Source organism: Nostoc sp. T09 (genome assembly GCF_002154695.1).
Classification (GTDB): domain Bacteria; phylum Cyanobacteriota; class Cyanobacteriia; order Cyanobacteriales; family Nostocaceae; genus Aulosira.
In genome coordinates, this window is the sequence record NZ_MTAV01000205.1 from 1 (window position 1) to 14,957 (window position 14,957).

At 38.6% G+C, this 14,957-nt stretch carries 14 protein-coding genes; 7 read left to right on the forward strand and 7 right to left on the reverse strand.

Features of this window, described 5'->3' with window-relative positions:
* The 7 genes from BV372_RS31385 to BV372_RS31415 all read right to left on the reverse strand — a co-directional run.
* Positions 1-847, reverse strand: an 847-nt coding sequence (locus BV372_RS31385; protein WP_256973569.1) for an STM4013/SEN3800 family hydrolase, incomplete at its 3' end; no start/stop codon positions are given.
* Between the two features lie 10 nt (positions 848-857).
* Positions 858-2,033, reverse strand: a complete 1,176-nt coding sequence (locus tag BV372_RS31390; protein WP_086690912.1) for an STM4014 family protein — start codon at positions 2,031-2,033, stop codon at positions 858-860.
* Between the two features lie 70 nt (positions 2,034-2,103).
* Positions 2,104-3,324, reverse strand: coding sequence for a hypothetical protein (locus tag BV372_RS31395; protein ID WP_086690914.1), 1,221 nt, complete (start codon positions 3,322-3,324; stop codon positions 2,104-2,106).
* A 51-nt stretch (positions 3,325-3,375) separates the two neighbouring features.
* The gene (locus tag BV372_RS31400) at positions 3,376-4,341 is read right to left on the reverse strand and encodes a hypothetical protein (RefSeq protein ID WP_086690916.1); all 966 of its coding nucleotides are present in this window, start codon (positions 4,339-4,341) and stop codon (positions 3,376-3,378) included.
* Positions 4,341-5,549, reverse strand: coding sequence for a WD40 repeat domain-containing protein (locus BV372_RS31405; protein ID WP_086690918.1), 1,209 nt, complete (start codon positions 5,547-5,549; stop codon positions 4,341-4,343). The genes BV372_RS31400 and BV372_RS31405 overlap by 1 nt, the downstream gene beginning before the upstream one ends.
* 117 nt (positions 5,550-5,666) lie before the next feature.
* Complete coding sequence (locus BV372_RS31410) at positions 5,667-6,914, reverse strand: HEAT repeat domain-containing protein (RefSeq protein WP_086690920.1); 1,248 nt, start codon at positions 6,912-6,914, stop codon at positions 5,667-5,669.
* A 50-nt stretch (positions 6,915-6,964) separates the two neighbouring features.
* Complete coding sequence (locus BV372_RS31415; RefSeq protein WP_086690922.1) at positions 6,965-8,233, reverse strand: STM4015 family protein; 1,269 nt, start codon at positions 8,231-8,233, stop codon at positions 6,965-6,967.
* 252 nt (positions 8,234-8,485) lie between these two features.
* On the opposite strand from BV372_RS31415, the gene BV372_RS31420 reads away from it, so the two are divergent.
* The 7 genes from BV372_RS31420 to BV372_RS31450 all read left to right on the forward strand — a co-directional run bounded on the left by BV372_RS31420 (position 8,486) and on the right by BV372_RS31450 (position 14,600).
* Positions 8,486-8,698, forward strand: a complete 213-nt coding sequence (locus BV372_RS31420; RefSeq protein ID WP_086690933.1) for a DUF2997 domain-containing protein — start codon at positions 8,486-8,488, stop codon at positions 8,696-8,698.
* 11 nt (positions 8,699-8,709) lie between these two features.
* Positions 8,710-9,345, forward strand: coding sequence for a molecular chaperone GrpE (locus tag BV372_RS31425; protein ID WP_179198299.1), 636 nt, complete (start codon positions 8,710-8,712; stop codon positions 9,343-9,345).
* A gap of 58 nt (positions 9,346-9,403) precedes the next feature.
* Positions 9,404-10,963 (forward strand): Hsp70 family protein, encoded by a 1,560-nt coding sequence (locus tag BV372_RS31430; RefSeq protein ID WP_086690923.1) that lies wholly within the window; start codon positions 9,404-9,406, stop codon positions 10,961-10,963.
* A 93-nt stretch (positions 10,964-11,056) separates the two neighbouring features.
* Positions 11,057-12,247, forward strand: a complete 1,191-nt coding sequence (locus tag BV372_RS31435; RefSeq protein WP_086690925.1) for a WD40 repeat domain-containing protein — start codon at positions 11,057-11,059, stop codon at positions 12,245-12,247.
* A 121-nt stretch (positions 12,248-12,368) separates the two neighbouring features.
* The gene (locus tag BV372_RS31440) at positions 12,369-12,971 is read left to right on the forward strand and encodes a hypothetical protein (protein ID WP_086690927.1); all 603 of its coding nucleotides are present in this window, start codon (positions 12,369-12,371) and stop codon (positions 12,969-12,971) included.
* An 8-nt stretch (positions 12,972-12,979) separates the two neighbouring features.
* Positions 12,980-13,768 (forward strand): GUN4 domain-containing protein, encoded by a 789-nt coding sequence (locus tag BV372_RS31445; protein WP_086690929.1) that lies wholly within the window; start codon positions 12,980-12,982, stop codon positions 13,766-13,768.
* 37 nt (positions 13,769-13,805) lie between these two features.
* Positions 13,806-14,600, forward strand: coding sequence for a GUN4 domain-containing protein (locus BV372_RS31450; RefSeq protein ID WP_086690931.1), 795 nt, complete (start codon positions 13,806-13,808; stop codon positions 14,598-14,600).
* The last annotated feature ends 357 nt before the right edge of the window (positions 14,601-14,957 follow it).

The window sequence follows — 14,957 nt, forward strand, 5'->3', positions numbered from 1 at the left end:
ATGCAATACATATGTACTGAAATTTAGCGATCGCCTGTGCCAGTTGCGTAAGTCCTGATAAAATAAACTCTGCATAGGGAACCGTCCAAACCATAGGATGGCTAAGTCGATGTCCAGTGTAACCATCTTCACCATAAGTTGTCCCGTGGTCGGAACACAGAATACAAAAAGTAGAATTTCTTTGTCGTACAGCATCCCAGAGATTAGCTAATTGACTATCAACGTATTCCAAAGCTGCGGCGTGAGATTCAATGGTATCGATTTTATCTTTTGCATCACGAAGATAGAAATAATTTGGTTGATGCAAAGCCGAAATATTGATAAATAAAAATATCCGTTGATTATGTGGGGTTTTTTCTAAAATATGTCGTGCAAGATTTACCTGATTTTCTGTGGATTTGGGATTAGTAACGCCTAATTCTGGACTCCAATAACTTTCGGCAAACATCCCAGGAATTACATTACCTAAAGGATTGCGTTTGTTAAAAAAACCAACTCCTCCAATGCAAACTGTATGATATCCATTAGCAGCTAATCCACTAACAATATTTGAGCTATCTAACACACAAGTTTCATCAGTTGTGGTAGTACTTCCTTCAAATCCTAAAGCAAAAATCCGGGGGTGAATTCCTGGCGTTATAGGTGTGGGTAAAAACCCGGCAAAAAACGCATGATGCGCGGCGTAAGTGAAATTTCCGGGTGAATGGCGTTCTTCCCAGCCTGTGTTTGGTAGAACTTTTTCTAAATTAGGAGTGCGTCCTTGTGCGAGTAAATTTTTGGCTACGTCATAGCGTAGAGTGTCTAGGGTGATAAATAAGATATCATGAGTTCCAACAATTTTATTCATATTAAGCATATTAAAGATTTCTCTCTATTCTCTGTGTTCTCTGCGCCTCTGCGGTTCGTTCCAAAATTGCCTTAACTTCACTCGTATAAGTATCCATCCCATCCCACAAAATACCCGGTAATAAATCACCAAAAGCATTAATCTCTAAAATCGCATGAGTTTTCCAATCCGGTAAAATCAGTAAATCAACTCCGCAATACAAACTATTAGGAAATAAGCTAGCTGCTTGTTCACAAGTTCGCTTCATCATCTCCCAATTTTCTGCACCAATTTTTGCTAAAAACTCCTCTGTATCTCCCCGTTCATTTCCCAAATGCAAATTTGTCATGGGACTTTTACCAAGGCGAACAACGATATGTTGTGCTTCACCATTGATAACCACCACGCGCACATCAAAACCGCATCCTTGTAAATGTGCTTTGGGTAGCCATTCTTCAACTTGTACCCCTTCTGCTGTCAAGATGTTGATGATATCGGCGATTTCTTCGCGGTGGGTATAGTGTCTAATTTTACGAGAGTTGTAAAGTAGAGTTTCCCCATTTTCTCGCACTCGTTCAACGGTGGTAATGGCTGATTCAAAACGGGAATTTGCGCGATAAGCAACCACTCCAGAAGCAGCGGAACCGTGGGAGAGTTTGACAAATACTCGTTCAATTCCCTGCATTTGCATTTGTTCGCGCAAATGTTCGTAATTGTGAATTTTACCAAGCGATCGCGGAACGGGGATATTGTGACGGCTGAATATTTCGTGACAAGCTGGTTTGTCAAACATCACAGCAATGTCTTGCGGATGGTTCATGAAGTAACCCTGGAGTGGAGTAAGTTGAGATTCCCATTTTTGTAGGAGATATCGCCAGCCTAAATACCACTGTCGCGGGTAGAGGATGCGTCCTTTGTCGAATTCTAATTCCATAGCTTCGCCAGGACTGATGCGTTGATGTTGTCCGTTATCCGATACATTGAAACCTGCGGCGATGATGGCTTGATCGATATCAAAGTTCTTTTCTGGAGAATCGAAGCGGATAATGGTGTTGGGTGCGTTGAATTGTTCGAGAGTTTGTTTACGGGAAATTAAGTCTGCGTAATCTACTACTGTGGCTGGTGGTAAGTTGAAATGAGTTAGTGCTTGTTGGAGGAAACCGACACGACGATTTTCGGGGTTGGCGATGAGGATAAAGTTAAACATTTTCTGATATATTTTTATTCGTATTGGCTAATCCTAATTTATAAGTAAAAATTTGTAGATGTAAAATTTTTCATTCGTATAACACCGAATAACGAGAAGGGCTATATCCGTAACTTCTTCTTTCTTGAGAATGAGCAATTAATAAACAATCAATCAGGGATGATTGTTTAATCTCCTGAATAAATTCTTCTGAGACATAGTTGAGAGCAATATTGAGAGTATGTAGATTAATAATCGCCTCTGATTCAATCAAAGTGTTCAAACCTGCGTCTGTCAAATTTCCCATTGATAAATCTAGTACTTCCAGGGTTGCGAGAAGGGGAGATTCAGCCATGAAAGTAGATTGTGCGATCGCATCTGCTATTGCATCAGCATAATCACTATGCAAACCTAAATAGCTTAAATTCGGAAATGATTCACTAAAAAGAACTGGTCTGAGACTATCAATAGTATGAGCGGAACTATGTTCAGAAGTTCTGCCCATCCATAAATCAAAATACTCTAATGCTGGTAAATCGAGCGAACAAAGGCGATAAATTGCTACATCGCTAAGATTTGCTGTCTCAACAATTAAAGTTTTTAAATTATTATGTTGTAATTTTTCACATTCCAGTTCGTTGCAACAAGCACGAATATGTAGTACTTCTAGGTTTGGATAAGCTTGCAATATTAAACTTATATCCCCCACCCCTATATAAGATTTTTTGTAGCGATCATCTCGACAATCACCGATAAATAAAGCTTTCAGACTGCTTAACTGCTGACGTGCTTCATAAAGAGTATCAATGTAACTATAAAAATCGTGGCTGACTTCGTAATAACAGTCGTACCCAGATAAATGACAAATTAATGCTTCAATTTGATTAACTTGTGGGTTTTGCAATAGTAACTTCAATTGTTCAATATTTACTATATAGGCTGTCTCCGATGGATTAGTAATACCAGTCTCTGGATTAAACTTTTCTGCTGTCCAATCTTCTAAAGTTGTAAAAAACAACTCAGGCTGACATCCTAAAAGTGCTTGTTTTCCTTCTTCTTCTGTTTCTTGCAATAGTTCAACCGCAATTTTATGAATTTTATGTGAGGAATCCTGCAATGCATCAATCGCCAAATCTAACCCTGCATTTCCATAATTTAATGCATCAGCAAGTGCAGCAGTCTGTAACTCAAAAACCCCGCTTTTGAACCGACTCTTGACTCCTGCAATCCCTCCTAAAACAGCACTATTATCTGGTGCATATCCCCCAATTACTGCGTCAAATTCTTTCGGTTGTTTTGGATTATTATTCATGTTGACTATTGCTAATTTTTAGTACTCAAAAAATAAAATTAGATTTCTATATTACTCATGTAAAGCAGAGTATCGTGATGCACCACATCCTCTATCAACCTCACTTTCCTGTTCATCTGCAATTACCTGACAGTTAAGTTGTAACAATCGTTGAACCATGCTTTCTGATACGCAGTTGTTACCAATGTTGAGGGTATGAAGCTGATTTATAGCTGGACAGTTTAACAAAGCCTCTGCGCCGCGATCGCTTAAATTACCCATTGATAAATCAAGCACTAAGAGGCGTTCAATAATTGGTGACTGCACTATATTCTCTGCAAGCAGATCAGAAAATTCGCTACTACGCAATCCCAAGTAAGCCAAGTTTGGGAATGTTTCACCAAACAAAATTGGTATCAACCGATCCATGATAAATGTTGAATTATGTAAATGATATAGCCCTCTACCAAGCCATAGTTCTATACATTCTATATTTGGTAATTTCAAAGCGCAAATTTGAGCAAAATTTCTCTCATCAATATCTGCTGTTTCGATGATTAGTGTTTTTAGATTTTCATGTTTTAAAAATTCGCACTCTAAGGGATATTCATAAAATTGACCGCGTACTTTTAGCAATTGCAAATTGGGAAATGCTTCTAGAATTGGGCGAATATCAAAAACTGCTAGCTTAGATTTGCGATATTCATGTTGCTCTGCATCTCCGATAAATAATGCTTTAAGATTAGGCAGTTTTTCACAAGCATCACACAGGGCTTCTAAAACAATTCCAAAGCAGACATTATCGTTATAGTAATTTTCATATTCTATTTGACAAATCAAAGCTTGAATTTGGCTGACGCGAGGGTCTTGTAAGAGAGTATGAAAAGTCTCTAAATTCATACTTTTACTACGATTTTCTGGGAAAAATTCAATCGCATAAGCATGAGTTTCTGGGTTGATAATACCAACTTGAGGATTAAATTGCTGGAATTTCCAGTTTTCCAGTTTGATAAAAAATTGACTAATACTTTCTGACATTAAAACCTCCATACTTTAACTTTGTGATCTACACTACCACTCACTAATGTTTGCCCATCGGCACTAAGCGCTAATGAACGAATTGCTCCTGTATGTGCTTGAAATGAAAATATCTTTTTACCTGAAGCTACATCCCAAGCTTTAATATTTTGGTCGCCAGCAGTCAGAAAAGTTTGACTATTGAGGCTGAATACAATAGAACGAACCCAATCAGCATGTCCATAAAAAGAAAATAATTGTTCTCCAGTTTGCATATCCCAAATTTTGATTCTTTGGTCACTACCACTGACCAAATAACGCCCATCAGGACTAACTGCTAGAGAGCGAATTGAGTGTGAATGTCCTTGAAGCTTCCATATTTCTCGTCTAGAATTTATTTCCCAAATTCTAATAATTCTATCTTCGCCTCCACTGATTAACAGCTTGCCATCAGGAGATATACAGAGAGCATAAATTGAGCGAGAATGCCCTTCTAAAGTAGCAATTTCTCCACCCCAATTCCAGCGCCAAACTTTGATACATCCATTCCCATCTGTACTAAAAAAGCTTTCTCCATTAGGATGTATAGCTAAAGCATAAATTACAGTTGAATGCTTGCTTAATTTCCCAAGATATTTGCCTGCACTTATATCCCAAAGCATGATGATTTTATCTGCTCCAGCACTAATCATCTTCTGTCCATCAGGACTAATAGCTACCCAATTAATATCACTAGTGTGATGATAATTAAAGCGCAGATCGAATTTTTGCTCTCCTGTTTCTAAATTCCAAACTCTTGGCGAATTTATACTGTTATGACGGTTATCACCTGCACCACATACCAAGGTTTTGCCGTCTGGGCTAATAGCTACAGAATGAACTTGTTGGTAATATGCTTGTAATGTAAGATCGCACCGAAAAAATTCATAAATATTAAAGTCTTGCAGTGCTTGTTTTACAGATGGTTCAGGGCGCGATCGCAAAATATTATAAGCTGATAATCTCACCTGTCCTGACTGATTATATAGGGCTTGAATCACTATCTCTAAACCCGCATCCCCGTAATTCAAAGCTTCAGAAAGCGCCCCAACCTGCGCCTCAACCACGGAACTTTGCAATCGATTTCTTACCCCCTCAATTCCGCCTAAAACCACACCGCTAACCGGAGGTGGTATTTCTCCACCAAGCACCGCATCATATTCTCTGGGTTGATTTGGATTGTTGTTCATATTAGGTTGTCTTGAGTCTTAGACACTATATCTGCGAAGCATCACGCCTATGTATATCGTCTATATTGTTATATTCGCTACTTTGATTGATTGACAAATGCTGATTTTGGCTTTAGTTTATTCCCAGACCGAGTAATAGCGATCGCTAAACTGAGAATCTGCAATTACTCGACATTTCAACTCAGAAAGTTGCTCAATTGTATCTTTATGTAAACGATTACCAGAAATATTGAGAGTATGCAGGTGATTAATTGCTGGAGACTTTAATAAAACATCCCCATTGCTTATATTTCCATCTGTTAATTCCAATATCTTTAAGTTTTGTATGATGGGAAAATTAACAATAGCCTTAGCAACGTCGCTCATATTACCGCATTTTCTTATTGCTAAGTACGCTAAGTTAGGGAAAGAATCACCTAAAAGCATAGGGGTTAAAGTATCCATTTTAATGTTGCTTAAATCGCTTCTATTTAGCCATAGCTCAAAGTACTCTAGCGATGGTAAATCTAATTGACAAATTTTTCTAAGATTATTATCCGATATACCATCAGCATCAATAATTAGAGTCTTTAAGCTTTCATGCTTTAACGGCTTGATAGGAATATTAGAATTATTGTGGCTATTGCGAACTTGGACTATCTTTAATTCAGGTTTGAGAATATCTTCCTCAAGCATACGCCCACGTATGTGAAGTAATTCTAATTTAGGATAGGTTTTTAGCAGAGGATGAATACTACATACTTGAGTATTAGAGTGTTTATATTTAATGTTGATTAAATCGCAGTAGTCACCAATTAATAATGCTTTCAAATTTGTTAGAGATTTACTAACATTAACAAGTGTATTAGCAAAATCTTTAAAGGCTGTTTTGCAATTGGGATCTCTATAATAAAATTGGCATTTGAGTGCTTCTATGAACTTTGCCTTTGGATCTTGAAGCAATCGCATTAATTTATTTTTACTATTTATATAGTTTTGACTATTTAGACAATATGCCTGACCTATTGGATCGTTAATCCGATCGTAATAATAATCTTCCCACTTATTAAATGTAGTCAAAACTAACCAAGGATCGTAATCTAGTAATGCCTGTTTTCCTTTAATACCAGCTTTACGTAGTAAATTAATAGCAAGCTCATGTATTTCTTCGGAAGGATCGCATAACGCTTCTATTAACAAATCTATTCCTACGTCACCATATTTAAGAGTATCTTCAAGCGCCGCAATTCTGACTTCATAATCTTTGCTACTGAGGCGATTTTTAATTCCCTCAATTCCTCCCAAAACTACAGCATAATTTTGATGCTGTGCATTTCCACCAAGTACTGCATCAAACTCGCCGGGTTGATTTAGATTGCTATTCATTTAAAATGCCTAATATTTTTATTTAATACTGAACATGATTAACATATAAATTACTCAGCAACAGAACAATAGCGTCCATGTATGTAGCTATCCTCATCTTCTTCTTTCTGATTATTTGCCAAGACACGCACATCTAAATTAGACAACTTCTGAATCATTTCCTGAGATAAGAAGCTTTCGGAAACGTTGAGAATGTCAAGATAATTGATAGCCTCACAATTTAGAAATGCTTCAGCACCCGCATCACTCAAAGTTCCCATCGAAAGGTCAAGTACGCTAATAGAATTAATAATTGGAGAAGCCACAATAGCATTGACTATTTCATCGGTAAATTGACTATTGCGTAACCCTAAATAAGTTAAGTTAGGAAACTTCTCTTCAAAAAGAATCGGATATATATCTTCTACCCAACAATCTCCGCCGTAATGTTCGCTACCAAACCATAATTCCAAATGTTCTAATGCTGGCAGATTCATATTACAAATTTGGGCGACAGCATCTCGACTTAATCCACCAGTTTCTACAATTAATGCTTTGAGGCGATCGTGTCGCAGTGGTGGACTAAATTGCAAACCATCCCCACCACGAACTTGTAAAATCTCTAGTTGAGGATAAGCTTGCAAAATGGGACTTATATCACTTTGTTTAATCCAAGAAATTTCGCATTCATTGTAAGTAATATCGCCCATCAAAATGGCTTTGAGATTAATTAAATATTCTTTAGCATCAACTAAAGCTGCGATAATTCGACTTGAATCCCTTTCGTATGCTTCTCCCCAAAAGCCAAATACTAAAGCTTCTAATTTGTCGGCGTTGGGTTCTTGAAGAAATCTATTAAATTTAGTTGTAAAACCCTCCTCTTCTTCATCATCATGCTCGCATCTGAGGGCGTAAGCATTGTTAACAGGTTCAACAATACCTATATTTGAATCAAAATCTACAACTTCTCGATTGGCAAATTGACTAACATTTATCCCATTATAACCTGGATACTTATTTAATCTCTCTTGTAAGTTCCAAGGTTTATATGTTTGCAACGCTTGTTTAACTTGTGGTTCCACTCTTTGTTTTAATAGTCGATAAGCAAAACGCTGTACTAACCTCGATTTATCTTGCAACGCTTGAATCAAAATATCCAATCCTGCATCACCATATTTCAAGGCTTCGCTAAGTGCAGCAATTCGCACATTGGCTACAGGATTTGATAAACAACGCTTAATTCCCTCAATTCCTCCAAGAACAACTCCATCTACAGGAGGCGGCGATTGTCCACCAAGTACAGCATCATAATCCTTAGGTTGATTTTGATTATCAGTCATGTTGCTTTACCTTTTAATTCTTAATTAGGGTTCCCAAAAACTTTATTACAAGCTTGCTAAAGTTGCGATCGCCTACTTATTGCCTAAATCTGCTAAAATCATGGTACATTTGTATTATTATATTGGCAACAGATCTTACTCGTTCATTTATTTGTGCTAGTGTCAGCTGATAATTGCTGTTTGCTTGCAGAAGTGATACAACGAAGTAATTGTGTATTGCTTGACAACTTTGAAAATATAAATATTTTACTTATGGCAGAGTATCAAAAAATAGAGTACCGCATTGGTAAAGACGGGAAAATTACGGAAACTGTGATTGGTGCTTCTGGTGCAAGTTGTACTAGCACAACATCTGGAATTGAAGGTGCTTTAGGAGAGGTAGAAACTCAAGAACTGCTTCCTGAATATTATGAGGGAGAAGAAAACGCGACAGGAACAGAACAACAGTCTCTCAAACAAAAATAGGAGGGACGTAAATGATTGCAGACATCCTATCAGATATCCAAGGTATAGGAATGTTTCCTCTGCCAAGCCTTCTAGTAATTGCGATCGCAACTTTGGTGTTACTGTTGATTATTCCAATAATTAGCGCTGGAACAACCTTAAAACTCGACAAGGGATTGCAAATTAAACTACTAAAAGATGAACTTCAAGCATCTCAACAAAAATACTTAGAATCACAACAAAAAATACACCAACTTGTTTCAGAAAAAGCAGCACTGCATCAAGAAGGTTTACGACTGCATGAAGAATTACAACACCAGCGTCTTGAACTGACAGCAGAATTTCGCACTTCTACATTTGAACAATTGCAGACATTGCTGACAAACTATCCCAGCATTCACCAAATGGTGAGTGTGAAACCAGAATTACCTGCGAAAAATTTGCTTTCGCTGTTTACGCCTGTAGATAATTTGCTTAGTAAATGGGGTTATGAACAGATAGGTAAACCTTGGGAACAAGTGGCTTATAATTCCCAATTTCATCAACCAGACACCGCTGATATTACAGAAGGTGAACTAGTTTACATTCGATTTGTCGGTTATCAGCATCAAGGACAAATTCTTTGCCCAGCCAAAGTCAGCCGCACTTTACCAGGGAAGGGAAAGTAGGGGAATGAGGGGATAAGGGAACAAGGAGAATAATTTAGTAATCAATGCCCAATGATAAATGACTACAGTAATAATTGATTTTGGTACAAGCAACACTGTTGTTTGTACTACAGATTTGATCACGCAAAAACCACGAACATTGCGATTTGATTCGATGTCGCGTCGGTTTGAGATTGGGGCGGAACAGGTAAGCGTCGTACCGAGTTTGGTGTTTGTGGAAGGGCAAAATAGCATTTTGTTTGGTGAATCTGTACGCGCCAAACGCTTAGGATTTGCCCAACCGGAACGCTGTTTTCGGGCATTCAAACGCGATTTAGCCGCAGATTTTGTGCCACCGCCGCGACAGTTGGATGGTAATAGTTATAGTGCTGAGGTAGTTTCAGAACTGTTTCTGAGGGAAATTTGGCAACAAATTGAACAGCAATTACAACCAAGTCACGCTATCTTCACAGTTCCCGTAGGTGCATTTGAACGATATCTTGAGTGGTTCCGCAACTTGGGAGATAAACTAAATATTCCCGCAGTGCAAATTGTCGATGAATCGACAGCAGCAGCCCTTGGTTATGCAGTCAAGCGTCCTGGTACTCTGGTTTTGGTAGTCGATTTTGGTGGTGGAACTCTAGATTTAAGTTTAGTGCGGACTGTCAGTGTTGCTTCCGAACAGCAAGCAGTGCGTGCTGAAGTTCTTGGCAAGTCGGATGCTTTTATTGGTGGTGTCGATATCGATACTTGGATTGTTGAATATTATCTGCAAAAAATCGGTTCCTCGCGTGCGGAAGTTGGAGAAATCGGGTTTATGAATTTATTGGAACTAGCAGAACGGGTGAAAATTCAACTTTCGACAGCAGATGAAGCGAAAGAAGCTTGGTTTGATGATGAAAATTTTATGTCCCATGAATTGCAGTTACATCAAGACGATTTAAGCGAAATTTTAGAAAATCAACAATTATTAGAACAGTTAAGACAAGCATTAGATGAAGTATTAGCGATCGCACTTTCCAAAGGTATCGCTAAATCTACCATCGAACAGGTTTTATTAGTCGGTGGTACTTGTCAAATTCCGGCGATTCAACAACTAGTAATTTCTTATTTTGGCAGACAAAAAGTTAAATTAGATAAACCATTTGAAGCTGTTGCACATGGCGCATTAGCATTAAGCGAAATGGCAGCAGTTGATGACTACCTGCGCCACAGTTATGCTATCCGGCTTTGGGAACCCCACAGCAAAACTTATTCTTATTTTACTTTGATTGAAAAAGGTGCAAAATATCCAGGGGCGCGTTCTGAACCTTTAACTTTGCAAGTAGCCACCGAAGGACAGCGAGAAATTCGTCTTGATATTGGCGAAGTAGCAGAAGTTTCTCAAGCAGAAGTTGCTTACGATGCTCAAGGAAGAATGACTAGTAGCCAGTTAGTAAAACAAGATAGCTATCGTTCTTTAGAAACTCATCATCAACAAGTATGTGTCGCTCATATTGAACCGCCTGGACAAACGGGAATAGACCGAATACAGGCACAATTTGAAGTGAATCAACAACGGGTATTAGTAGTGACGGTGAAGGATTTATTGACGGGGAAAATGTTAGTTGAGAGGGGTGCGATCGCCAAACTCAAATAATCTTCTCTTTGCGTCCTCTGCGTCTTGGCGATTCGTTAAAAAGAATCGTAAAAAAGATGGGAATACTACTAATAGTCGAGTGGTAAAAATGCAATGGCAGATAATCAGAATCAACCTAGAGAATATGATGCTGTACTTGGCGGACAAGTACCACCACCTGTTGATGGTTTAGTTTTAGGTGGAATAGAAGGTGTTAACAGAAGGTTGACAAGTGCAACTATTGAGCAAAAAGTTATTGCACTCCAAGACGCACTTAAATACGGGGACGCAGGCTTAAACTTAATGATTCAAGCTTTGCAGGATAAATCAGAGCAGGTAAAGAAGACAGCATATGAGCTACTACTAGAAAGACCAGAACCAAAAATAAAACAAACATTACAAAATTATAATCCTTATCTATTTTTTGACTGTCTTTTTACCTTTAAGGAGCATTCAATACTTGTTAGGGCTATTGCTATTAGCTCAGATGGAAAGACAATTGTTAGTGGAGAGAATAATATAATTAACGTTTGGAATTTAGATACAGGGGAGATAAAGTTTAAAGTCCAAAGGACTGGCTTATGGATGGAATCTATATGTATTAGCCCAGATTGTCAGACAATTATAGTTACTTTTCGCGGTTTAATTGAAGTTTGGTATTTGAATAATGGAGATGTTAAATACACTATAAATGCTCATGTGGGGCAAGTGAAATCTGTAGCTATTAGTTCCGATGGACAAACTCTTGTTAGTGCAGGTGGTCAGGATAAAACGGCGAAAGTTTGGGAATTTAATACAAGAGAAATTAAGCATTCTTTAGAGGGACATACAGATTTTGTTGGTTCAGTTGCTATTAGTCCTGACCAACAGACAATTGCTAGCAGTAGTCATGATGGAACTATTAAACTGTGGGATTTAGCTACAGGAGAGCTTAAACTTACTATAGAAGCACACCCATGTAATGTTTTTTGTATAGCTATTAGTCCAGATAGCCAGAGAATAGTTAGTTGTAGTTGGGAACAGGTTATCAAAATTTGGGATTTAAATACAGGGGAACTTCAACGTAGCCTCACAGATTCATCTGGTGCTTACTCAGTTGTATTTAGCCCTGATGGGCAAACAATTATCAGTGGTTGCTATGACAGCACTATCAAAGTATGGGATTTAAATACAGGATTTAAAAAAACTCTTAAAGGGCATACATCTTGTGTTTTCGGTGTAGTCATTAGCCCAGATGGTCAAAAAATTATTAGTTGTAGTCAAGACGCGACTGTTAAAGTTTGGGGATTACCTGATTCAGAGTAAAATCAGTCTTAAAAAGAGTGTTTCTTAAGTTAGATGATTACAGCGATCACACTACGACTCATAGATCAAATAAAGTAAGCGATTGGGAACACTAAGTAGTAGGCTCAACAGTAAAAACCTGATGAAAGAAAATACCAATCGCCCAAGAGTTTATGATGCTGTGCTTGGCGGTCAAGAAAAAGCGCCTCCTGGTGCTGTAGTCTTAGGAGGGCTGGAAGGTGTTAAAAGACGCTTGGCAAATTCGGTAGTTGAACAAAAAATCGCTGCACTAGAAGAAGCACTCAAGTATGGCGAAGCAGGTTTGGAATTAGTAATCTGGGCGTTAGAAGATAAATTATGGAAAGTACGCCAAGTAGCTTATTCACTACTAGCTTCTCGACCAGAACCTTTAGTACAAGAAATACTTCAGGAATATAGCAATAAAATTGACAGATATGATGCTTTTGTTGCGATGGCCCGTGCTGGCGGAGTGTCCGATGTTGATACACTGATGGATAATCTAGAAAATGACCGCACTAGCGCCACTTGCAAGTTAGTTGACTATACGCTGGGTTTAGTTAATACCCATGAAGGTAAAGACCGAATTCGACATTACCTGTTCAATGGTACGCAGATACAACGTAATTATGCAGCACTTTACTTTAAACGACGGGGTGCAAAAGATATTTTAATTGAGGCAGTGAAGCAAGGCTGTATTGATAGATTACAAGCATTTTCCAAATAAAAACAGCAATGTCAGAAAATCTCAATCAACCAAGAGAATATGATGCTGTGCTTGGTGGACAAGTAACACCGCCTAAAGATGGTGTGGTTTTAGGTGGTATTGAAGGTGTTAAACGACGGTTGATCAATGCCACATCCGTAGAACAACAAATTATCGCCGTTACAGAAGCCCTAAAGTATGGTGAAACTGGTACAAAATTGGTGTTTCAGATTATAAATACTGAATCTGAAAAGCTGCAATTTACAGTATCGTCGCTGCTTGGACAACAAGCATTAGCAAAAGTAAAATCCCATCTACACACTGATGTACAATTAATCTCTGCGGTTGGTATAAACTACAGTCATTTGCAGAATTTGCTCGCTTCCGGAAAGTGGAAAGATGCAGACCAAGAAACTGCTAGTATTATGCTGGGCGTATGCGATCGCAATTCACAAGGGTTTTTAGACCCATCAGACATTGAAAAATTCCCTTGTGAAGACTTAAACACGATTGAAACTCTCTGGCAAAAATATAGTAACGGACGCTTTGGCTTTGGTGTACAGACGCATATCTGGCAAATCGTTGGCGGTACATCAAATCCTGACTGGGAAGCGTGGTGTCGCTTTGGTAAAGGTGTGGGATGGTTTTCTCAAGGTGCTTGGCGATATTGGAATGATTTGCAATTCGATTTGAGTGCTAACGTCGGACACCTACCCCGTGGCGGTGCATTTATGGGTTGGGGATTAGGTGACTTTTGGACAGGTTGCAGAACCCTGTCTGCGATCGCAGAAAAATTAGCAAGCTGCAAAATAGCCTAAATTTGGGAACACTGGTATTAGCCACAGGTCAAAAGCGATGCCAGATAATACTAAGCAACCCAGAGAATATGATGCTGTACTTGGTGGACAAGCACCACCTCCTATAGATGGGTTAGTGCTAGGCGGAATTGAAGGCGTTAAGCATCGTCTTGATAGCAATTCGCAGGAAAGTAGAATTGCAGCTTTATCAGATGCTCTCAAATATGGTAAAGAAGGTCAAGAGCTTTTGAACCAGATTTTTTTAACAGAAACGGGATTATTACAGTGGGTAGCTTACGATTTACTGTTTCAGTCTGCTACAGAAGATGAAAAACAAAATTTACTACAACATATTCCTTTACAGTCAGAAGTAGGGGCAGATTATAGCAGTTTACGTAACTTATTAGCATCTGGAGAATGGCTGCAAGCTAACTTAGAAACTCGTGAAAAAATTCAGGAAGCTGTAGGGAGTAAAAATCAATATTATTACCACATGTATGACCTTCATAATTTATCACAAACTGATCTGCGGACAATTGATCAACTGTGGGTAAAATTTAGCAATAATCATTTTGGCTTTAGTATACAAAAACGTATATTACTGGAAGAAGGTTGTCAATTTTATAAAAATAAATTCCATCTTAGGAGCTTTTATAATCCTAACTATAGACATAATATAAATAATATTTATGATACTTATAAGAAATTGGGATGGCCTTTAGCTATATTGAAAGCATCTCAATTTAGTTTTAACTCATCGGCTATAGGTTCTCTACCTAGCATGATTACTGAAAAACAAGTAAGACATGCATTAGACTATCAAATTGTGCTAATTTATCGTTCTGATTTGTAAGACTGCAAATAGGTGCAGATCCCCGACTTCTTCAAGGATACAGCTGGCGAATGGTGGGTCTGGCTCCTTATATCCTAATGCAAATAGTTTTCTGGCTTACCCGACATACCGCCCGCAGGCTGGAAGCCTTGGGGCTATCGTTACAAAGCCCACCTTCGTGGGCTGAATGTCTTTAGTCCACGAAGGTGGGCTTTGTTCGATTAGCCGCACCATTCTATGGTGAGTCCAGTCGGCGGTGTCAGTTTCTGTCCCGTCGAACTGGCGTTCCCCGTAGGGGTTCTCGCAGAGTACCCGGAGGGTGACGGCGGTATTGCGGGATAAGCGAGGGGTATTACCCCTTATTCACCAGCTGCATCC

Coding starts and splice junctions, on each gene's coding strand:
- BV372_RS31390 (WP_086690912.1), bottom strand. CDS start 2,033: ATGTTTAACTTTATCCTCATCGCCAACCCCGAAAATCGTCGTGTCGGT.
- BV372_RS31395 (WP_086690914.1), bottom strand. CDS start 3,324: ATGAATAATAATCCAAAACAACCGAAAGAATTTGACGCAGTAATTGGG.
- BV372_RS31400 (WP_086690916.1), bottom strand. CDS start 4,341: ATGTCAGAAAGTATTAGTCAATTTTTTATCAAACTGGAAAACTGGAAA.
- BV372_RS31405 (WP_086690918.1), bottom strand. CDS start 5,549: ATGAACAACAATCCAAATCAACCCAGAGAATATGATGCGGTGCTTGGT.
- BV372_RS31410 (WP_086690920.1), bottom strand. CDS start 6,914: ATGAATAGCAATCTAAATCAACCCGGCGAGTTTGATGCAGTACTTGGT.
- BV372_RS31415 (WP_086690922.1), bottom strand. CDS start 8,233: ATGACTGATAATCAAAATCAACCTAAGGATTATGATGCTGTACTTGGT.
- BV372_RS31420 (WP_086690933.1), top strand. CDS start 8,486: ATGGCAGAGTATCAAAAAATAGAGTACCGCATTGGTAAAGACGGGAAA.
- BV372_RS31425 (WP_179198299.1), top strand. CDS start 8,710: ATGATTGCAGACATCCTATCAGATATCCAAGGTATAGGAATGTTTCCT.
- BV372_RS31430 (WP_086690923.1), top strand. CDS start 9,404: ATGACTACAGTAATAATTGATTTTGGTACAAGCAACACTGTTGTTTGT.
- BV372_RS31435 (WP_086690925.1), top strand. CDS start 11,057: ATGGCAGATAATCAGAATCAACCTAGAGAATATGATGCTGTACTTGGC.
- BV372_RS31440 (WP_086690927.1), top strand. CDS start 12,369: ATGAAAGAAAATACCAATCGCCCAAGAGTTTATGATGCTGTGCTTGGC.
- BV372_RS31445 (WP_086690929.1), top strand. CDS start 12,980: ATGTCAGAAAATCTCAATCAACCAAGAGAATATGATGCTGTGCTTGGT.
- BV372_RS31450 (WP_086690931.1), top strand. CDS start 13,806: ATGCCAGATAATACTAAGCAACCCAGAGAATATGATGCTGTACTTGGT.